The 20,066-nt window shown below is 63.7% G+C and carries 21 protein-coding genes; 13 read left to right on the top strand and 8 right to left on the bottom strand.

Annotation, left to right across the window (positions count from 1 at the left end):
- Nucleotides 1-73 precede the first annotated feature (73 nt).
- On the top strand, nt 74-559 hold the full coding sequence (locus tag PLD_RS15240; RefSeq protein WP_159894074.1) for an acyl-CoA thioesterase: 486 nt from the start codon (nt 74-76) through the stop codon (nt 557-559).
- Between the two features lie 261 nt (nt 560-820).
- Nucleotides 821-2,215: an APC family permease gene (locus tag PLD_RS15235; RefSeq protein WP_159894072.1), complete on the top strand. Its 1,395-nt coding sequence runs from the start codon at nt 821-823 to the stop codon at nt 2,213-2,215.
- Nucleotides 2,216-2,236: 21 nt separating this feature from the next.
- Here PLD_RS15235 and pdxY read toward each other — a convergent pair whose 3' ends face one another.
- A complete protein-coding gene (gene pdxY / locus PLD_RS15230) occupies nt 2,237-3,109 on the bottom strand; it encodes a pyridoxal kinase PdxY (protein ID WP_159894070.1) in 873 nt (290 codons plus the stop codon).
- Nucleotides 3,110-3,226: 117 nt separating this feature from the next.
- Between pdxY and PLD_RS15225 the strand changes: the two genes are divergently transcribed.
- Nucleotides 3,227-3,619, top strand: a complete 393-nt coding sequence (locus tag PLD_RS15225) for a DUF3301 domain-containing protein (RefSeq protein ID WP_159894068.1) — start codon at nt 3,227-3,229, stop codon at nt 3,617-3,619.
- A 21-nt stretch (nt 3,620-3,640) separates the two neighbouring features.
- Here the strand turns inward: PLD_RS15225 and PLD_RS15220 are convergent, their stop codons facing one another.
- From PLD_RS15220 to dksA, 4 genes are all read right to left on the bottom strand, one after another.
- Nucleotides 3,641-4,603 (bottom strand): GTP-binding protein, encoded by a 963-nt coding sequence (locus PLD_RS15220; RefSeq protein ID WP_159894065.1) that lies wholly within the window; start codon nt 4,601-4,603, stop codon nt 3,641-3,643.
- 167 nt (nt 4,604-4,770) lie between these two features.
- Nucleotides 4,771-5,478, bottom strand: coding sequence for a DUF1826 domain-containing protein (locus tag PLD_RS15215; protein WP_159894063.1), 708 nt, complete (start codon nt 5,476-5,478; stop codon nt 4,771-4,773).
- Nucleotides 5,478-6,686 carry a zinc metallochaperone GTPase ZigA gene (gene zigA, locus PLD_RS15210; protein WP_159894061.1) on the bottom strand — a complete coding sequence of 403 codons (1,209 nt, stop codon included), beginning with the start codon at nt 6,684-6,686 and terminating at the stop codon, nt 5,478-5,480. The genes PLD_RS15215 and zigA overlap by 1 nt, the downstream gene beginning before the upstream one ends.
- A 29-nt stretch (nt 6,687-6,715) precedes the next feature.
- Entirely contained in the window at nt 6,716-7,120 is a 405-nt protein-coding gene (gene dksA / locus PLD_RS15205) for an RNA polymerase-binding protein DksA (protein WP_159894059.1), read from the bottom strand.
- Between the two features lie 120 nt (nt 7,121-7,240).
- On the opposite strand from dksA, the gene PLD_RS15200 reads away from it, so the two are divergent.
- On the top strand, nt 7,241-7,618 hold the full coding sequence (locus PLD_RS15200) for a glutamine synthetase (protein ID WP_159894057.1): 378 nt from the start codon (nt 7,241-7,243) through the stop codon (nt 7,616-7,618).
- 95 nt (nt 7,619-7,713) lie between these two features.
- Here the strand turns inward: PLD_RS15200 and PLD_RS15195 are convergent, their stop codons facing one another.
- Nucleotides 7,714-8,934 carry an N-acetylmuramoyl-L-alanine amidase gene (locus tag PLD_RS15195; protein WP_159894055.1) on the bottom strand — a complete coding sequence of 407 codons (1,221 nt, stop codon included), beginning with the start codon at nt 8,932-8,934 and terminating at the stop codon, nt 7,714-7,716.
- A gap of 130 nt (nt 8,935-9,064) precedes the next feature.
- Here PLD_RS15195 and folE2 point away from each other — a divergent pair, with 130 nt between their 5' ends.
- Genes folE2 through thrS form a run of 8 tightly spaced genes read left to right on the top strand, consistent with a single transcriptional unit; the run spans nt 9,065 to nt 16,633 of the window.
- Nucleotides 9,065-9,958: a GTP cyclohydrolase FolE2 gene (gene folE2, locus PLD_RS15190; protein ID WP_159894053.1), complete on the top strand. Its 894-nt coding sequence runs from the start codon at nt 9,065-9,067 to the stop codon at nt 9,956-9,958.
- Nucleotides 9,958-10,626, top strand: a complete 669-nt coding sequence (locus PLD_RS15185) for a metal ABC transporter ATP-binding protein (protein ID WP_159894051.1) — start codon at nt 9,958-9,960, stop codon at nt 10,624-10,626. The genes folE2 and PLD_RS15185 overlap by 1 nt, the downstream gene beginning before the upstream one ends.
- Nucleotides 10,626-11,492 (top strand): metal ABC transporter permease, encoded by an 867-nt coding sequence (locus PLD_RS15180; RefSeq protein WP_159894049.1) that lies wholly within the window; start codon nt 10,626-10,628, stop codon nt 11,490-11,492. The genes PLD_RS15185 and PLD_RS15180 overlap by 1 nt, the downstream gene beginning before the upstream one ends.
- A gap of 11 nt (nt 11,493-11,503) precedes the next feature.
- Complete coding sequence (locus PLD_RS15175) at nt 11,504-12,388, top strand: metal ABC transporter substrate-binding protein (RefSeq protein WP_159894047.1); 885 nt, start codon at nt 11,504-11,506, stop codon at nt 12,386-12,388.
- On the top strand, nt 12,385-12,819 hold the full coding sequence (gene hisI / locus PLD_RS15170) for a phosphoribosyl-AMP cyclohydrolase (protein WP_159894045.1): 435 nt from the start codon (nt 12,385-12,387) through the stop codon (nt 12,817-12,819). The genes PLD_RS15175 and hisI overlap by 4 nt, the downstream gene beginning before the upstream one ends.
- Nucleotides 12,816-13,376: a carbonate dehydratase gene (locus tag PLD_RS15165; RefSeq protein ID WP_159894043.1), complete on the top strand. Its 561-nt coding sequence runs from the start codon at nt 12,816-12,818 to the stop codon at nt 13,374-13,376. Before hisI ends, PLD_RS15165 begins: the two co-directional genes overlap by 4 nt.
- Before the next feature lie 2 nt (nt 13,377-13,378).
- The gene (locus PLD_RS15160) at nt 13,379-14,713 is read left to right on the top strand and encodes a dihydroorotase (protein WP_159894041.1); all 1,335 of its coding nucleotides are present in this window, start codon (nt 13,379-13,381) and stop codon (nt 14,711-14,713) included.
- Nucleotides 14,714-14,743: 30 nt separating this feature from the next.
- Entirely contained in the window at nt 14,744-16,633 is a 1,890-nt protein-coding gene (thrS, locus tag PLD_RS15155; RefSeq protein ID WP_159894039.1) for a threonine--tRNA ligase, read from the top strand.
- A gap of 89 nt (nt 16,634-16,722) precedes the next feature.
- Here the strand turns inward: thrS and PLD_RS15150 are convergent, their stop codons facing one another.
- Nucleotides 16,723-17,247: a DUF3617 domain-containing protein gene (locus PLD_RS15150; protein ID WP_159894037.1), complete on the bottom strand. Its 525-nt coding sequence runs from the start codon at nt 17,245-17,247 to the stop codon at nt 16,723-16,725.
- A 131-nt stretch (nt 17,248-17,378) separates the two neighbouring features.
- Here PLD_RS15150 and cls point away from each other — a divergent pair, with 131 nt between their 5' ends.
- Nucleotides 17,379-18,818, top strand: coding sequence for a cardiolipin synthase (cls, locus tag PLD_RS15145; RefSeq protein ID WP_159894035.1), 1,440 nt, complete (start codon nt 17,379-17,381; stop codon nt 18,816-18,818).
- 9 nt (nt 18,819-18,827) lie between these two features.
- Here cls and cfaB read toward each other — a convergent pair whose 3' ends face one another.
- Nucleotides 18,828-20,015, bottom strand: coding sequence for a C17 cyclopropane fatty acid synthase CfaB (gene cfaB, locus PLD_RS15140; RefSeq protein WP_159894033.1), 1,188 nt, complete (start codon nt 20,013-20,015; stop codon nt 18,828-18,830).
- Nucleotides 20,016-20,066 lie beyond the last annotated feature (51 nt).

The following is a 20,066-nucleotide window of genomic DNA, read 5'->3' as shown; positions in this document are numbered from 1 at the left end:
ATGCGTTGAAAACTCTTCGTATAGCACCCGCAGAGGTGCTCTCGACCCTCCTGCCCAGAACCGTGAGCGTGCTATGGAACCCGGAAACGCCCAGCTGTCGATGACGGTATTGATGACCCCCGACATGGCCAACTTCTCTGGCAATGTCCACGGCGGCACCCTGCTCAAGTACCTCGACGAAGTCGCCTACGCCTGCGCCAGCCGTTATGCCGGGCGCTACGTGGTGACCTTGTCGGTGGACCAGGTGATCTTCCGCGAGCCGGTGCATGTCGGCGAACTGGTGACCTTCCTGGCCTCGGTCAACTACACCGGCAACACCTCCATGGAGGTGGGCATCAAGGTGGTGACCGAGAACATCCGCGAGCGCTCGGTGCGCCACACCAACAGCTGCTTCTTCACCATGGTGGCGGTGGACGACCAGCGCAAACCGGCCCCGGTGCCGCCGCTGCAGCCCGAGAGCGCCGACGGCAAGCGCCGCTACATCCAGGCCCAGCAGCGCCGGCAGATCCGTCAGGAACTGGAACAACGCTACCGGGAAATCAAGGCCGACGGCCCGTGACCCTCGGGCACACGCGCTGATTCAGCCGGACCACGGACGGTCCCATCCCCCCCTCCTGCAGAGCCTCCCGCGCTCGCCCTGCTCTGCCGCTGTCGCTTCAGGCAGTCTTCTGCGGTCATCCCGAATGGCCACATCCATCCCTTTTTGACCACATAGAGAGTTATGCCCCAGGGGCACCGCTGCCAGAATCATTGGGCAAGGCACAAGCGCACTCCCCGTTTGGGGAGCCTTCGAATCCACGAACGCGTGAGAACAATAACAATGCCCAGCGCCAATACGCTCTCCGACAAGTCCGCCCTCGTCCCCGGTGATTTCACTCACAGTGCCCAGGGCACCTCCCTGCGGCGCATCCTCGGCCTGCCGGCCCTGGTGTTCTTCGGCCTGGTGTACATGGTCCCGCTGACCGTCTTCACCACCTACGGCGTGGTCACCCAGATCACTGGCGGACGAACGGCCGCCGCCTATGTCGTGACCCTGTTCGCCATGCTCTTCACCGCCCTGTCCTACAGCGTCATGGTCAAGAAATACCCGATCGCCGGCTCGGCCTATTCCTATGCCAGCCTCAGCTTCGGACCGGGGATCGGCTTTCTTGCCGGCTGGTCGCTGCTGCTGGATTACCTGTTTCTGCCAATGATCAACTACCTGGTGATCGGCCTGTTTCTCAACCTGGCCTTTCCCGCCGTGCCGGCCTGGGTCTTCGTGGTGGCGACCCTCAGCCTGGTGACCCTGCTGAACATTCGCGGCATCGGCTCGGTGTCGAGCATGAGCAACCTGATCGTCTGCGCGCAGATGGTGTTCGTGGTGGTGTTCGTGGCTCTGGTGCTGAGCCAGTTGGCCGGGGCCGAGAGCCTGGACCTGAGCGCGCCCTGGGTCGGCGACGGCACTCAGACCGGCCTGTTGCCATTGATGGCCGGGGCAGCGGTGCTGTGCCTGTCGTTCCTCGGCTTTGACGCGGTATCGACCCTGGCCGAGGAAACCCGCGACCCGCGCCGGGACATCCCCCGAGCCATCGTCATCACCACGCTGGGGGCGGGCCTGCTGTTCATCCTGCTGGCCATGACCAGCCAGTTGGCCTTCCCCGGCAGCGGCTTCAAGGACGCCGACTCGGCGGCCAGCGAGGTGATGCTGCACGCCGGCGGACGCTTCCTGGAGATGTTCTTCACCGCCACCTATGTCGCCGGCGCCGCCGGCTCGGCCCTGGCGTCCCAGGCTTCGGTGTCGCGCATCCTGTTCAGCATGGGCCGCGACGGCATCCTGCCTCGGCGGCTGTTCGGCACCTTGTCCGAACGCTACAAGACCCCGGTGAGCGCGATTGTCCTGGTGTCGCTGGTGTCGTTGCTGGCGGTGGTCATCGACCTCACCACCCTGGCGTCGATGATCAGCTTCGGCGCGCTGGTGGCGTTCTCGGTGGTCAACCTGGCGGTGATCAAGAGCCATCTGGGCCAGGGCCAGCCGCGCACGGGGGCGCGACTGCTGCAGTACGGCCTGCTGCCGCTGATCGGCTGTGGCCTGATCGTCTGGCTGTGGACCAGCCTTTCGGCCCTGACCCTGGGGATTGGCCTGGCCTGGTTCGCCCTCGGCCTGGCGTACCTGGGTGTGCACACCCGGGGCTTCCGTCAGCCGGCGCCGACGGTGCAGTTCTCCGAGCAGGCCTGACTCAACGCCCGCCGGTCGCCATCAGAAGCCGATCGGCGTGGCCTCGAACCGTACTCGCGGATGGGCAATGCGGTCCTGGGCCCGCATCAATTCCAGCTCGTAGCTGGCGCAGGCCTGGGTTTCCAGCAGCACTTCATGCACCGCCGCGGCAGTGAATTCGAACGCCGCCACCAGGCTGTCACCCAACAGCACCCGGGCCAGGAACAGGCCTGACGTCAGGTCGCCCACCCCCACCGGCTGCCGCGGGAACGCCAGCAACGGACGCCGCAAGTGCCAACTGCCCTCGGCGGTTACCAGCAGCATCTCGAAACCATCAGCCTGCTTGCCCGGATAGTCCAGGTGCTTGACCAGCACCGCCTTGGGGCCTCTCTCCAGCAGTGAGCGCGCCATGGCCAAACAATCGAGCAGCGACTGCGGCTTGCGGGCGCAGAAGCTGTCCAGCTCCAGCTGGTTGGGGCACAGCAAGTCGGCCATGGCCACCGCCTCATCCAGCAGAAAGTCGCTGACTTCGGCCGGCACGCTGCAGCCCTTCTCCGGATGGCCCATCACCGGGTCGCACAGGTACAGGGCTTTGGGATTGACCGCCTTGATCCGCGCCACGCCGCTGAGAATCGCCCGGCCCTGGGCCGCGCTGCCCAGGTAGCCGGAGAGGATTGCATCGCAGTTGCCCAGCTCGCCGATGGCGGCGATACCTTCCACCAACTCGGGAATCTGATGAGGCGCCAGCACTTCTCCCGTCCACTGACCATACTGAGTGTGGTTGGAGAACTGCACGGTATTCAGGGGCCAGACATTCACCCCGACCCGCTGCATGGGAAACACCGCAGCACTGTTACCGGCGTGGCCGAAAACCACATGGGACTGGATCGCGAGCAGATGAGGCGTACGTTTCATGCAGGATTTTCCATAAAACCGGTGGAATTCAAGCCGCGCAGTATGCGACTAAACGCAGCCTGTACGACAGACCGAAGACGCAGTTAAGCTGACGCCACTTCGTTGGAGCGAACCCTCATGCTGACCCTTGGAAACATCTTTGTGCTGATGCTGCTGGCGACCGGCGCCGCTTGGCTGTGGCACAACCATGGCCTGCGCGAGCGGGCGCTGGAGCGGGTCAAGCAACACTGCTCGCGGCTGGGTATCGAGTTGCTGGACGACAACGTCGCGCTCAAGCGCATCGGCCTGGTCAAGGACGCCAATGGTCGCCGACGCCTGGCGCGAATCTACACCTTCGAATTCACCGTGACCGGCGAAGCCCGCCACTCCGGAACCATCACCCAGTTCGGCGCCCACAGCGCCCATATCGAGCTGGCGCCCTACCCGTTTGAAGCCAAGGAGCCCCCACCCAGCGCCGAAGTGATCGAACTCAGTCAGTGGCGCGAAGAACATCGCAAGTTCAAGCCGTAAGATGCGCCGGCTCGCCGGTGCCTACAGGCGGCAAGCGCTGAGGCTGGCTTGTAGCGCGGCAACGTCCTGAAGCGCACTGAAGATCAACTCCAGACGCGAATCACGACGCCACTCACTGGGCAGCCAGTTGAGCGGTGAGTTATCCAGCCCGTTGCCCGAGCGCCAACCCTGGTCGCTGTGAATCACCAGTTTGGCCCGGCGCCAGTCGAGGTTCTGCAGCCAGTGATCGACCCGGGCCAGATCGAACTGCTGGCTCGGGTGCCAGCGCCAGCCGATGCTCCAGCCATCCTCCTGGGCCTGACTGAGGCAGATCGGCAACGCAGGGTCAGCCCAGAGCGCCGGCAATTGCGCCAGCCCCCGGGGCAGTTCGAACGGTTCACTTGCCACTTCGGCCGTGATCGTCAGACCCGGCAGTTCGGCCAGGGGCAAGGCGGCATGACGAGTCCAGAACAACGGAGTATCCGGCAGTTGCTCCAGCACCCGCAGGCGATCACTGTCGCTCAGCAATTCGTCCTTGTTCAGCACCAGCAACCCCGCGCTGCACAGTGCATCCTGCTGGGCCTGAGGCAACGCTTTGCCGGCGGCCAGCGCCTGGGCGTCCAGCACCAGCACGCAGGGTTGTACCGCCAACACACCTGTCCAGGGGGCCACGCGCAGTTGCTTGAGCAACTGCGCCGGGTGGCCGAGGCCGGACGGCTCAATGAACAAGCGGTCCGGCTTGGCCTTGCGCAGCAAGCGGCCGAGCCCGACCTGAAACGGCGCGCCGTTGACGCAGCACAGGCAGCCACCGGCCACTTCGCCCAGCGCGATGCCGTCTTCGTCGCGAGTCAGCAAGGCTGCATCCAGACCGATCTGGCCGAACTCGTTGATCAACACCGCCCAGCGCTCGTTGGCCGGACGCTGACTCAGCAGATGACGGATCAGGCTGGTCTTGCCGGCGCCCAAGGGGCCCGCAATCACGTGGGTGGGGATGTTCTGCAGCATGGGAAGGGGTTCCGGTAGCGGGTGGGGTGATGCTACGCCCTTCCCGGCCAGGGCGAAAATCCGCGCGCTCAAGAACGACGTCGCAGGAGACGCCGTTCTTGAGCGCACTGAAGGTCCTGCGGACCTTGGCGCAGCCTCTCAGGCTCGGCGGCGGCTACACGCCTGGGTCAACCCAGCCAATCAAGGGTCAGGATCAATCGCCGGTCGCCCGCGGCCGGCTGCGGCGAGCGGTGGATCAGGCCGAAACCTTCGTTGCCGTGCCATTTCTCGCCTTTGAACAGCGCCACTTCACCGCTGCCAATCTGCTGGATCAACCCCGGGTCCCGAGGTTCAGCCCCGGCCTGTCCGAGCCGGCGACGGTCCATCACACCTTCGCGCAGCCACTGGCTGCCAATCCCGGCATAGGTGGTGATCAGGCGTACCGGCACATGGTCCACGTGAAAGCGTGGGCACATGGCCTTATCCAGCACCCGCAGACGCAACCCCACACGCTTGGCGCCCAGCAGACAAGCAAAGGCGCCGACCAGCCAGGCAACGTCGGCGATAAAGCCGTCATAACCCTGCAAGTCACTGAACCCAGCAGCCAGGCCGCGCAGGTTCGGCAGCGACTCTTCATCAGCCAGCTCCAGGCACAATGACTCCGCCAGCGGTTCGTTGAGGGACAGCAGCAGCTCACCGAAATCGGCGATGTGGGCCGGCAACTGGCGCTGCCAAAGACCAAGATTGACCTCGTCCTCCAGCACCTCGGCCAGGACCGTCGGGGTCGCGCCTATGGCCTGGCGCCGGGCGACCAGAGGCACCACGCTGGGCAGCAACAGCCCCTTGGCGGGCAGCGGGTTCAGCAGCGGCGTCACCGGGGTACTCAGGGTCAACATCAAGCAGCCTCCTCGTCATGCCAGGAGCCAAAGGGGTCGCTCATCAGGCTCCAGCCTTCAACCCCAAGGGCCATTTCATCGTCGTCCAACAAGCACAGGTCCAGTTCGGCACTGAGTCGGGCAAAGTCGATGTTCTGGCCGATGAACACCAGCTCCTGGCGGCAGTCACCGGTGGCCGGGGTCCAGTTCTGCATGATCGCGGCGCTGCTTTCTTCGTCCTGGGGCCAGTGCTGCTTGGGTACAAAACGCCACCAGCGCCCGGCAAAACCGTGGCGCATCAGACCACCAGCCTGGGACCAACTGCCGGCCTCTTGATATTTGCTGGCCAGCCAGAAGAAGCCCTTGGAACGCAGCAACTTGCCGTTGACCCAGGGCCGGTTGATGAAGTTGAAGAAACGCTGCGGCTGAAACGGCCGCCGGGCCCGGTAGGCCAGGGACGCGATACCGTACTCCTGGGTTTCCGGCACATGCTCGCCACGCAACTCCTGCAACCAGCCCGGCGCCTGAGCCGCACGCTCGAAGTCGAAACGCCCGGTGTTGAGAATCTTCGCCAGCGGCACCTGCCCCATGACCATCGGGATGATTTCTGCCTGGGTGTTGAGCCGCGCCAGGATCGCCATCAGTTCCTGGCGCTCGTCGCTACTGATCAGGTCAATCTTGCTGACCAGGATCACGTCGGCAAATTCCACCTGCTCGATCAGCAGGTCGGTGATCGAGCGTTCATCCTCCTCCCCCAGGGTTTCGCCACGGCTGGCCAAGCTTTGCGCGGCTTGGTAATCGAGCAGGAAGTTCATGCCGTCGACCACCGTGACCATGGTGTCGAGCCGGGCGATGTCCGTCAGGCTCTGGCCGGACTCATCGCGGAAGGTGAAGGTTTCCGCCACCGGCAGCGGCTCGGAGATGCCGGTGGACTCGATCAGCAGGTAATCGAAACGCCCGTCGCGAGCCAGCTTGCCGACCTCTTGCAGCAGGTCCTCGCGCAGGGTGCAGCAGATGCAGCCGTTGCTCATCTCGACGAGTTTTTCTTCGGCGCGGTTGAGGCTGACATCGCGCTGCACTTCGCTGCCGTCGATGTTGATTTCGCTCATGTCGTTGACGATCACCGCCACCCGCAGGTTGTCGCGGTTACGCAGGACGTGATTGAGCAAGGTGCTTTTGCCGGCGCCGAGAAAGCCGGACAGCACGGTAACGGGAAGACGGTTGGTCATGGGTGGTTCCTCATCAGGTTCGCGACGGGTCAAAGCGCCCGTTGGTGGCGTTCGCGCAGCTCTTGGCGTTCTTTGGCTTCGATGCACAGGGTGGCCGTGGGCCGTAGCAGCAGGCGCTTGAGGCCGATGGGCTCACCGGTGTCACGACACCAGCCGTATTCGCCACGGGCCAGGCGCTCCAAGGCTTCGTCGATCTTGTCCAGGAGCTTTTTTTCCCGCTCCAGCAGACGCAGTTGCCATTGCCGCTGCTCTTCGGCGCTGCCGATGTCGGCGGGGTCGCTGTGAGGCTCCTGCTCGCGCAGTAGGTCGAATTCAGCGGCGATGCGTTCCTGCAACTCATTGCGCTGGGCCAGCAGCAGTTCGCGGAAGAAGCCCTGCTGGGCGTCGCTCATGTAATGCGCTTCGGGTTCGGCGAGGAGCTCTTGTTCAGTCATGGCAAGTCACGGGGCGGGCTTTATTAAATGTTATATTATAACGACACAAATTAGCCAACCCTCTCTTGCCGCCCACGACGAAGGGCGCGATGCTGCGCCCCTGTCGCTACGAGAATCGCCATGCGCCTTGCCCTGAACGCCCTGTTTTCAAGCCTGATACTGCTTGCCGGCCCCGCTGTCGCCGCCGTGCCCAGTACCCTGGCCACCTGCACCCGCAGCGCCAACCTGCTGGCCTGCGTCGATCCGCTGGGCAACGCCTACAGTGTCGCCACCGCCGGCAGCACCACCTACCTGCGGGGGTTTGAAGTGATCGGCAAACGCTATTGGGCGCAGACCAACAGCCGCTATGGACAACTGACCTTCTTCACCGGCCTGGCGTCCGATGGCGAAGCCTGGGTGGGCTACAGCCAGCGCGTGGGCTGGACCACCCGCAACCGCTTCTCCAGCTCCGGTGGCAGCAGCGCCAAATTCACCTGCAGCCGCCTCAGCGGCTGCTAGCCCCGTTTTCCCGTCCCCTACGGAGCCGGCTTGCCGGCGAAGGTGCTCTCGGGAACGGTACAACACGCACCGGCCTGTTCGCCGGCAGCCGGCGCCTACGCGGGGCGGGTGTTCTTGGCTTCCTGGAGCCAGGCCAGGTAGCTGTTGGCCGGCGGGTTCTTCTCGAAATAACGTTGCAGGCCGTTGAACAGGCCATCGGCAATCGCCTGCTGGTGACGGGCGGTCACCAGCCGCCGGCTGTCGCGAAGGTTGGAGATAAACCCGGTTTCCACCAGGATCGATGGTACGTCCGGTGACTTGAGCACCGCAAAACCCGCCTGTTCCACACGCTTCTGGTGCAGGGTGGTGATCCCCGCCAGGCTCTCCAGCACCGTGTTGCCCAATTGCAGACTGGCGGCGATGGTGGCGTTCATCGACATGTCCACAATCACCCCGGCCAGCATCGGGTCCTTGTCCTTGAGATTGAGCAAACGGGTAGCGCCCAACAGATCGGCGCCGTTTTCCCGCTGAGCCATGAAACGCGCGGTGGCTGAGGTCGCGCCCCCTTCAGACAGGGCATACACCGAGGCGCCGGACGCACTGAGTCGTGGCGCAGCATCGGCATGCACCGAGATGAACAGGTCGGCCTGATGCTTGCGCGCAATCTCCACACGCTTGCGCAGCGGTACGAAAAAATCGTCATTGCGCACCAGCTTCACGTCAAAGCCCTTCTCGCGCTTGAGTCGCTTGGCCAGTCGTTGCGCAATGGACAGCACCACATCCTTTTCCCGCTCACCCTTGGCACCCACCGCGCCCGGGTCCTTGCCGCCGTGACCGGGGTCCACCACGACGATGATGTCGCGCTTGGGATGTACCTTGTCCGCCGGCTCCCCGGGCTTGGCCAAAGGCGCCATCGCGGCGATCTGCGCCGCCCCCTTGCCAAGGTTGGACAGGTCCAGGACCAAGCGATGCCCCTGTCCATCCTGGGGCGCCAAGAGAAAACTGTTGAACTGCACCGGCGCACTCAGATCCAGAACAATTCGCGTATCGCCCAGACCGAAGGGGCCGGAGCGGATCGAGCGGATCACCGTGCTGGCCAGGGGCAATTGGCTGAAATCGCCGCTCAGGCGAGCGCCGCTGATGTCGATGATCAGGCGCTCCGGGGCACTCAGAGTGAAGGTCTTGTACTGGACCGGCCCGCTCAGATCGAGCACCAGCCGCAGCTTTTCGGCATCGCTCCACAGCCGCGCATTGCGGATCTGCGCGGCGCTCACACGCCAGGGCAACATCAGGGCCGTACTGGCCAACAGCAGGTTGAGAAATTGACGTCGGTGCATGACAAATACCGCCAATAAAAGGAGCGTCCGTACTCACAAGACAAGGTGAAGAGGCGCCGAGGAAAAATTTCCCATCAGGCATATTGTTATAATATAACATGTCGAAATATTCCTAACGACGGACCTGTTCATGAACGCGCTGACTCTGCCGGATATCGCCGCGCAGGCCTCAGGCCAAGCCTTGCCCCTGGAGTGGGTGGGCATGTGCGGCATTGCCTTACCTGTAGTGATGGACGGCCAACGGATCGCCGCCAAAGCCGACGCTGGGGTCAGCCTGGATGATGGTGGCGCCCGAGGCATTCACATGTCACGCCTGTACCTGGCCCTGGAAATGCTGGAACAGGAGAACCTCACCCCCGCGCTCCTGCGCCAGGTGCTACAGCGTTTTCTCGACAGCCACCAAGGCTTGTCCCACAACGCTTACTTGCGAATTCACCTGGATCTGCTGCTCAAACGTCCGGCTCTGGTCAGCCCTTTGGCCGGTTGGAAACGCTATCCGTTGAGCCTCGAAGCACGGTTGAAAGGCACGATGTTCCACGTGGAACTAAAAATCGACGTGCCGTATTCCTCAACCTGCCCGTGCTCAGCCGCCCTTGCCCGGCAGTTGATTCAGCAGCAGTTCGTCGATGATTTCGCCCATCGCCCGTTGCAGCACGCCGACGTTCTGGCCTGGCTGGGATCAAGCCAAGGCATCGTCGCCACGCCCCATAGCCAGCGCAGCAACGCCGAACTGCGATTGCAGCTGGCCGATTTTCTGGATGAGCTGCCGCTGATTGCGGTGATCAATGACGCCGAAAACGCCCTGGGCACGGCGGTGCAAACCGCAGTCAAACGCGCCGACGAACAGGCCTTTGCCCTGGCCAACGGGCAGAACCTGATGTTCTGCGAAGACGCCGTTCGACGCTTGAATCAAGCCCTGCGCCGCAGCCCCGGGATCAACGCTTTCCACGTGCGCGTGGTCCATGCAGAAAGCCTGCATGCACACGATGCTGTGGCGGAAAGCCGCTGGAACTGGGAGCTCTGATGATCAACTGCCGAGCCTTACGCTGGGGCGCGCCGGGGCAGCCACTGACCCCGCCTCTGGATCTGCACCTGCCCGCCGGCAGCCTGAGCGCGGTGATCGGCGCCAATGGCTCAGGCAAAAGCAGCCTGTTGAAAGTCCTCGCGGGCTTGCAAAAGCCGCTGTCGGGCAAGGTCGAGCTGGCGACGCCAAAGCCTGGCGGCCTGGCCTTTCTAGCGCAACAGCAACACCTTGATCGACAGTTTCCCATCAGCCTGCAAGAGCTGGTGGCCGCCGGCTTCTGGGGCAAGCGCGACACCGCGCCGACGCGCGCCTACAAACTCCAGGCGGCTCTCGAAGACTGGTGCCTGAGCGGTCTGGAAAAACGCCCCCTGATGGCCCTGTCCGGCGGTGAACTGCAACGCGCGCTGCTGGCGCGCCTGAGCCTGACCGAAGCCCCATTGCTGATGCTGGATGAACCTCACGCCGCCCTCGACGAGCTGGGCCAGTCCCTGCTGTGGCAACACCTGCATCGCTGGCACGCCGAAGGTCGCACCCTGCTAGTGGTGTGTCACGACCTGGCTGCCGTGCGCCAACACATCGCGCAGACCTTGCTGGTGCACAGCAGCGGCTGTGTCTTGGCACCCAGCCAAGAACTGATCAGCCCAGCCCTTCAAGCGCAGGTGGCTTGATGCAGCTCGCCGCGCATTTCTGGCAGCCCTTCAGCGAGTTTGTGTTCATGCGCCGGGCGCTGTTCGGCGGCCTGGTACTGGCTTGCAGTGTTGCGCCTTTGGGGGTGTTTCTGATCCTGCGCCGCATGAGCCTGATCGGCGACGCCGTGGCCCACGGCATACTCCCCGGTGCGGCCCTGGGCTTCTGGTTCGCCGGCTTGAGCCTGCCGGCGCTGACCCTCGGAGGCCTCGGCGCCGGGCTGGGCATGGCCGGTCTGGCCGCCTGGATCACCCGCCGTACCGGCCTGCGAGAAGACGCCAGCATCGCCGCCATTTACCCCATTTCGCTGGCCAGCGGCGTGCTGATTCTTGGCTTGGCCGGCAAGCGCCTGGACCTGTTGCACCTGCTGTTCGGCTCGGCCCTGGCCGTAGATGGCCCTACCCTGAACGGCATGTTGCTGGTGTCGGCGTTCAGCCTGCTGGCCATGGCGCTGATCTACAAACCGCTGCTGCTGGACACCCTCGATCCGTTGTTCCTGCACAGCGTAAGCCGCCTGGGTCCGCTGGCTCACGGCCTGTTTCTGACCTTGGTGGTGCTCAATCTGGTGATCGGTTTTCAAGCCATCGGCGCGCTGATGGTGGTGGGTTTGATGATGCTGCCTGCCGCCGCCTCGCGCTTCTGGAGCCGACGCCTGCCGCTACTGATCGGCCTTGCCGCCGTGTTCGGTTGCCTCTCGGTCTGGCTGGGTCTGCTGCTCTCCTTTCATTACTCACTGCCCAGCGGACCGGCCATCGTACTGGTGGCGGGCGCGCTGTACCTGCTGTCCGTGGTGTTCGGTCCGGTGCACGGCCTGCTGCACCGCCCGCCCTTGCTCACATCCCCATGAGGTGTTTCCCGATGCGCGCCCTACTCGTGCTGTTCAGCCTGCTGCTGTCGTTGTCCCTTGCCACCGCCCAGGCCGAGGACAAACTGGCCGTGGTGACCAGCTTCAGCATCCTCGCCGACATGACCCAACAAGTCGGCGGTGAGCATGTGCAGATCACCAACCTGGTGGGTGCCGATGAAGACGCCCACACCTACGAGCCAACCCCAGACGATGCCAAAGCCCTGCTCAAGGCCCGACTGATCATCAAGAACGGCCTGGGCTTCGAACCCTGGCTGGATCGCCTGGTGGCCAGCTCGGCCAGCCAGACGCCGGTAATCACCGCCAGTCGCGGGGTGATTCCACGCACCCTGGACGAAGACGGCGAGCCGATTCCCGACCCGCACGCCTGGCACAACCTGGCCAACAGCGAACTCTATGTGCACACCATCACCCAGGCGCTGATCGCTGCCGATCCCACCCACCAGGACGACTACCTGCACAACAGTCAGGCCTACTTGAAACAGATCTATCGCTTGCTGGCCGAAGCCAAGAGCAAGCTCGGCGCCCTGCCTGTGGGCAACCGCAAGATTGTCACCTCCCATGATGCCTTCGGCTACCTGGGCCAGGCCTACGGCATCGACTTCATGGCGCCCCAGGGACTGTCCACCGAACGTGAACCCTCGGCCGCCGAAGTCGCCGCACTGATCACCCAGATCCGCCACGCCAAGGTCAAGGCAGTGTTCATGGAAAACATCAAGAACCCGCGCCTGCTCCAGCAGATCGCCGACGAAAGCGGCGCTCATGTCGGCGGCACCTTGTACTCCGACGCGCTCGCCGCCAGCGGCCCGGCCAGCACCTTCATCGGCCTGTTCGAATACAACCTCAACACCCTGTACGACGCCCTGAGCCGACCATGATCGAACCGCCGCTGTCGCTGCTGGACCTAGAAAATGCCGCCCTGGGCAGTCGTTGGCCTCTGCCTGCCGTGCTCGACGCCCTGCCCTGGAACAGCGACGGCCTGATCGCCGCCATCGCCCAACAACACGACAGCGGCGAGGTGTTGATGCTGGCCTGGATGAACCGCCAGGCGTTGACCGAAACCCTCGCCAGCCGTCAGGTCTGCTACTGGTCGCGCTCGCGCCAGTGCCTGTGGCGCAAGGGCGAAAGCTCGGGCCACCGCCAGCGCCTGATCGAAGCGCGCCTGGACTGCGACGGCGATACCGTATTGCTGCAGGTGGATCAGCAGGGCCCGGCCTGCCACACCGGCCGCCCCAACTGTTTCTACAACGCCCTTCGCGATGGCGCGGTGGAAGTCATCAGTTCCCCCCTTGAAGGACTCGCGCCATGATTCGTAAAAACCCCTCCGGCGACCTGCCGGTGATCGCTGAATCTGCCTATGTGGACAAGACCGCCATCATCTGCGGCAAGGTGGTGATCGGCGACAACGTGTTCGTCGGCCCTTACGCAGTGATCCGCGCCGACGAGGTGGACGCCAGCGGCCAGATGCAAGCCATCACCATCGGCGCCAACTCGAACATCCAGGACGGCGTGGTGATCCACTCCAAATCCGGCGCGGCGGTGACCATCGGTCAGCACACTTCCATCGCCCACCGCTCCATCGTCCACGGCCCCTGCGTGGTCGGCGACCGGGTGTTCATCGGCTTCAACAGCGTGTTGTTCAACTGCGCGGTGGGCAACGGCAGCGTGGTCCGGCACAACTCGGTGGTGGACGGCCGCGACCTGCCCGAGGGTTTCTACGTGCCCTCCACCACCCGCATCGGCCCCAAGACCGACTTGGCGCAATTCCCTCCGGTGAGCATCAGCGCCTCGGAGTTTTCCGAAGACGTGGCCCGCACCAACATCGACCTGGTGCGTGGCTACAAGGCCCTGCAAAACGAGTTTTGAGCATGAGCCGAATCCTCATCCGCAATGCCCGCCTGGTGAACGAAGGCCGCGAGTTCGACGCCGACGTGCTGGTGGCACACGGGCGCATCGACACCATCGGTAGCCTGGACCGCCTCAGCGCCGAGATCGAAATCGACGCCCACGGCCAGTGGCTGCTGCCGGGCATGATCGACGACCAGGTGCACTTTCGGGATCCTGGCGCGCCGGAAAAAGGCAGCCTGTACAGCGAATCACGCGCGGCGGTGGCTGGCGGCATCACCAGTTTCATGGACATGCCCAATACCTCGCCGGCAACCCTGAGCCTGGAAGCCCTGGCGGACAAGAAACGCCGCGCGGCGGTCGCCTCGGTGGCCAACTTCGGCTTTCACTTCGGCGTCAGCAACGACAATCTGGACATCGTCGCCGCCCTTGATCCGTGCGAAGTAGCCGGGGTCAAGGTGTTCATGGGCGCATCCACCGGCAACCTGCTGGTGGACGACCCTCAGGTGCTGGACCGGCTGTTCCGCGAGGTGCCGACCATCCTGCTCGCCCACTGCGAACACAGCCCGAGCATCCAGCTCAAGCAACAACGCTGGCAGCAGCTGTATGGAGAACAGATTCCCGCCGCCGCCCACCCACGCATCCGCGATGCCGACGCTTGCTACCGCTCTTCGTCGTTGGCGGTGGAACTGGCGAAGAAACATGGCACGCGTCTGCACGTGCTGCACCTGAGCAGCGCCCGTGAACTGGCCCTGTTCGAGGACCGGCCCCTGGCCGAGAAACGCATCACCGCCGAAGTCTGCCTGCATCACCTGTTGTTCGACGAACGCGACTATCCGCGCCTGGGCCACTTGATCAAATGCAACCCGGCAATCAAGACCCAAGCCGATCGCGACGCCCTGCGCCAAGCCCTGAACAGCCAGCGCCTGGACATCATCGGCAGCGATCACGCGCCCCACACCTGGGAACAGAAACAACAGCCCTACACCCGCGCCCCGGCGGGCCTGCCCTTGGTGCAACATGCCTTGCCGGCCTTGCTGGAGTTGGTCGCCGACCAGCTACTGCCGCTGACCACCCTGGTGGCCAAGACCAGTCACCGAGTGGCCGACTTGTTCGCCATTCCCGATCGCGGATACCTGCGTGAAGGTTACTGGGCCGACCTGGTGCTGATCCGCCCCGAGCCCGAAGGACTGGCCGTGGACAGCCAACCGATCCTCGCTCGGTGCGGCTGGACGCCTTTCACCGGCCAGACCTTGCGCCACAGCGTCAGCACCACCTTGGTTTCCGGCCAGCTCGCGTGGCACCAGGGACGCCTTTACCACGACTGTCAGGGCCTGCCCCTGCGCTTCACCCGCTAATCCCCCTCGCCAGACCAAGGACCACCGAAGATGATCCGCATCACCCTGCCTGATGGCGCGTGCCGTGAGTACGAGCCGCCGTTGTCCGTGTTCGAGGTCGCCGCCAGCATCGGCAGCGGCCTGGCCAAAGCCGCCGTGGCCGGGCGTGTCGATGGTCGCCTGGTGGACTGCGATTACCAACTGCACAAGGACGCCAGCCTGAGCATCGTGACCGCCCGTGATCCAGAAGGGTTAGAGGTGCTGCGCCACTCCTGCGCCCACCTGTTGGCCATGGCGGTGAAACAGCTGTATCCGACGGCCCAGGTCACCATCGGCCCGCTGATCGAAGACGGCTTTTTCTATGACTTCGCCTACGAGCGCCCCTTCACCCCCGAAGACCTCAGCGTGATCGAGGCGCGCATGGCCAGCCTCGCCGCCACCAATCACTCGATACACCGCCGCGAGCTGTCCCGGGAGCAGGCGCTGGAACACTTCGCCGCCCAGGGCGAGCACTACAAGGTCGAACTGATTCGCGACCTGCCCCAGGACGCCGTGCTATCGCTGTACCGCCAGGGCGATTTCGAAGACCTGTGCCGTGGCCCCCACGTGCGTGCCACCGGCCTGTTGCGCGCCTTCAAATTGACCAAGGTGGCGGGCGCCTACTGGCGCGGCGACGCCAACAACGCGCCGCTGCAACGGATCTACGGCACCTGCTGGGCCACCCGCCAGGAACTGGACGCCTACCTGGCTCGCCAGGAGCAAGCGGCCAAGCGCGACCACCGCAAGCTGGGGCAACAGCTGGACCTGTTCCACTTCGACGACTGCGCCCCAGGTTCGGTGTTCTGGCATGCCAAGGGCTGGACGCTGTTTCAGCAACTGATCAGCTACATGCGTCGGCGCCAGGAACAAGCCGGCTACCAGGAAGTGAACACCCCGGATGTGATGGACCGCAGCCTCTGGGAAACCTCCGGGCACTGGCAGAATTACCGCGACCACATGTTCACCACCAGCACCGAAGACCAGCGCACCTTCGCTCTCAAGCCGATGAACTGCCCAGGCGCAGTGGCAATCTTCGGCCACGGCCTGAAGAGTTACCGCGACCTGCCGCTGCGCATCGCCGAGTTCGGCAAGGTCCACCGCTACGAACCTTCGGGAGCCCTGCACGGCTTGCTGCGGGTGCGTCACTTCACCCAAGACGACGCGCACATCTTCTGTACCCCGCAACAGATGCAAGGCGAATGCGCCCGCACCATCGCCCTGGTGTTCGACATCTATAAGGAGTTCGGTTTTACCGAGGTGGCGGTCAAACTCTCGACCCGCCCGGCCCATCGCATGGGTAGCGACGAGGTGTGGGACCAGTTGGAAAACGCTCTGCTCGGCGCCTTGCACAGCATGCAGATCGACTACCGGCTCAACCCTGGCGAAGGCGCCTTCTACGGCCCCAAACTGGAGTTCGTGCTCCGCGATGCCATCGGCCGCGACTGGCAGTGCGGCACCCTGCAAGTGGACCTCAACCTGCCCGAACGCTTCGCCATCGGCTACATCAGTGACAACGGTGAGCGCCACCCACCGGTGATGCTGCACCGCGCGTTGTTCGGATCGCTGGAGCGCTTCATCGGCATTCTGTTGGAACACCACGGCGGCGCCCTGCCCCTGTGGCTGGCGCCGCAACAGGTGGTGGTGCTGAACATCAGCGAAGCGCAGGCCGACTATGCGCAAGACATCGCCGACCGCCTGCGCCAACGTGGACTGCGGGCCAGCGTTGACCTGCGCAACGAAAAGATCGGCTACAAGATCCGCGAGCACAGCCTGCAGAAGGTGCCTTATCTGCTGGTGACGGGTGACAAGGAAAAAGCCGGGGGTTATGTCAGCCTGCGCAGTCGCAACGGCGAAGACCTGGGGCGACTGACACTGGAACAGGCGTTGGCGCGCATTCAGTAGCCGCGCCCCCCGGCTTGCCGGCGACGGCAGCGCCCCGCAAGCTTGTATGGGACGCGCCGACGCTGGCAAGCCAACGCCCGCGGATCGGATTACGAGGCGCGGGGTTTGACCGTACCGCAGTCTTGCCCCAGCCACACCGCACGGGTGTCCAGGCTGCCCTTCTGTTGCATGCCCGTGACATTGAAGGTGCCAATCACCTGGGTGGTGAACTCGCGATCGCTGATGAACTTGGCCACGCCATTCCCCTGGGCCTTGGGGCAACTGAAGCGGAACTTCCACTGATCGCCGTTGCGTTCGGTGACCTGCTGCTGGCAACCCGATTGCGGGTCCTGCAGCGGTATGGTGTCGGACTGTACCTGAGCCGGGGTCAGGCACACACGAATGCCCTTGCCGCCCATAGTCACGCCCTGCTTTTCCAGCATGGCCCGTTGATCCGGGGTCATCTGTTGCTGCAACTGGCCCAGGATCAACGACAAATCCGGCAGGTTCTGGTCATCGATCTTCATATTGCTGCTGGTTAATTCCCATAAACCCGGTTGCAGCATCTGCGCCTGCACCGCCACCGGCAACACCAGACCCGCCGCCAAGGCCCAACCCAGTAAACGAAGTTTCATCGAATGACTCCTAGACAATAGTGGCCGTTAGACTTCGGCCAAGGCACGGCGTTGCATGCAGAATAAAATAGCGACATTCGCGGTGGAACATGGTCTGTTAAGGACTGTCTCTTCAGGAGCAAGGTCGCCCCATGGATTACTTTGGCCCGCACATCTTTGGCTATCTCATTGCAACGCTGCATTTTCTCGGACTGATTGCCGCGATCCATGCCGTGCTTACCGTCAGAACCGCCCAAGGCGCCATTGCCTGGGCCTTGTCGCTGATGTTCATGCCCTACCTGACCCTGATCCCCTACCTGGTATTCGGTCGCAGTACCTTCGACGCCTACATCCAGGCCCGGCGCCAAGCCAACGTGGAAATGCACAAGGCCATCAATGAGCTGAACTGGCGTCCATGGATTGAAGAGGCACTCACCGCCCGCGCCTCCCTGGCCTACGCCTCACTGCGGGCCATGCCCAAGCTCGGACGCATGCCCTGCCTGGCCAACAATCAGGTGCACCTGTTGATCGATGGCGAAGCCACCTTCGAGGCGATCTTCAACGCCATCCGCCGCGCCCACAAGGTGGTGCTGATCCAGTTTTTCATCATTCACGACGACGATCTGGGCCGGCGCCTGCAACGCCTGCTGCTGCAAAAAGCCGCCGAAGGCGTGTCGATCCACCTGCTCTACGACGGCATCGGCAGCCACTCCCTACCCGCCAGTTACGTGCAAACCCTGCGTGAGGCCGGGGTCCGGGTGTGCGCGTTCGCCACCCGCAGCGGCTGGCTGAACCGCTTTCAGGTGAACTTTCGCAACCATCGCAAGATCGTGGTGGTGGACGGTTTGCTAGGGTTTGTCGGCGGGCACAACGTCGGCGATGAATACCTGGGCAAGAAGCCGCCCCTGGCACCCTGGCGCGATACCCACGTGCAGGTCAGCGGACCGGTGGTGGCCTGCCTGCAGGAATCCTTTGCCGAGGACTGGTTCTGGGCGGCGCGGGAACTGCCGCCGCTGATCCTCCCGGACACCTACCCGGACGACGGCGTGCTTTGCCAGCTGCTTGCCAGCGGCCCGGCCGACGCCTACGAAACCTGCTCGCTGTTCTTCGTCGAAGCGATCCACGCGGCCACTGAGCGGGTGTGGATCACCAGCCCGTATTTCATTCCCGACGAGGCGGTATTCGCCGCCCTGCGCCTGGCGGTCCTGCGCGGCGTGGATGTGCGCATCCTGCTGCCGGCCCGCCCGGACCACCGCATCGTCTACGCAGCATCCAGCCTCTACGCCTTCGAAGCGGTGCGCGCCGGGGTCCGGGTGTTCCGTTACCAGCCGGGGTTCTTGCATCAAAAGGTGGTGCTGATCGACAACGAGATCAGCGCCATTGGCAGCGCCAATCTGGACAACCGCTCATTCCGCCTGAACTTCGAAGTGATGCTGCTGACCGTGGACGACGACTTCGCCACGGCAGTGGAGGACATGCTCAGGGCCGACTTCGCCAAGGCGCGGGAAATCGACCGAGAAGAAAGCCGCCAGACCCACCGCCTACAAAAGCTCGGCATGCGGGTCGCGCGGCTGATTTCTCCGATTCTGTAGAGCGCGGCTTCAAGGGTTATAGAGATCGTCGCGGGTCCAGGGCAGTTCATGACTGCCATCGGCATGGGGCTTGACCGCGAGGATCTGGTGCAAGTTGATCCAGCCTCGGGCAAACGCGTAGGCGCAACCCGCCAGGTACAGCCGCCAGATGCGTAACGCCTGCTCAGGAACCTGCCGGGCGGCGGCTTCAAGATTGTCTTCCAGACGTTCGCTCCAGTGGTCCAGGGTACGGGCGTAATGCAGGCGCAGGCTTTCGACATCAACAATTTCCAGCCCCGCTTCGCTGATCTGCGCCGAGATCATCGCCAAGTGCGGCAGCTCGCCATTGGGGAACACATAACGCTCGATGAAATTCCCGGCGCCCCGGCCCACGGGTCGCCCATCGATGTACTTGGCGGTAATCCCGTGGTTCATCACCAACCCGCCCTCGCGCACGGCGTTGAACAGGGTCTGGCAGTACTGCGCCAGGTTGGCGTGGCCGACGTGCTCGAACATGCCGACACTGACCACCTTGTCGAAGCGCCCGTCCTGGGGCAGATCGCGATAATCCAGGAGCTGCAACTCCACCTGATCGTCCAGGCCTTCGGCGCTGACTCGCTCCCGGGCCAGGGCCAGCTGCGCCTTGCTCAAGGTAATGCCGAACACCTTGGCGCCAAATTCACGGGCGGCGTAGCGGGCCAGCCCGCCCCAACCACAACCGACATCCAGCAAATAGTCACCCGGTTGCAGGCGCAACTTGCGGCACAAATGACGGAATTTGGCTTGCTGGGCCTGCTCCAACGATTCGCTGCCTGTCTCGAAGTAGGCACAGGAATAGGCCATGTCGCTGTCGAGCCAGAGCTGATAGAAGGCGTTGGACAGGTCGTAATGGTAGGAAATGGCCGCCGCGTCGGTGGCTTTATCGTGCATTGAGCGTTCTGGCTGGTTATCGCCGTCATCATCGAGCAAGGCCTCGCTCAGCTCAGCACAGACCCGGATGACTTCGCTGATGGAGCCTTCCATCTCCAGTTTGCCCTCGACGAATGCAGCCCCCAGGGCGTCCAGGCTGGGATGGGTGAACTGCGCCACCAACTGCGGATCCTTGACCACGATGGTGACACTGGGCTCGGGCCCGAAATTGAACTCATGGCCGTCCCAGAGTCGCAGACGCAAGGGCAGTTGCAGATTCTGTAAGGCCGGTGGAAGTTGCGCGAGCATAGATATCCCCCCTATTTCAGAGTGCTGAAATGAGGGTAGACCATCGCCGAA

Origin of the sequence: Pseudomonas sp. LD120, assembly GCF_009861525.1 — a bacterium.
Taxonomy (GTDB): Bacteria; Pseudomonadota; Gammaproteobacteria; order Pseudomonadales; family Pseudomonadaceae; genus Aquipseudomonas.
The sequence above is the reverse complement of the archived record's forward strand: the minus strand, read 5'-3'. Positions and strand labels throughout refer to the sequence as shown.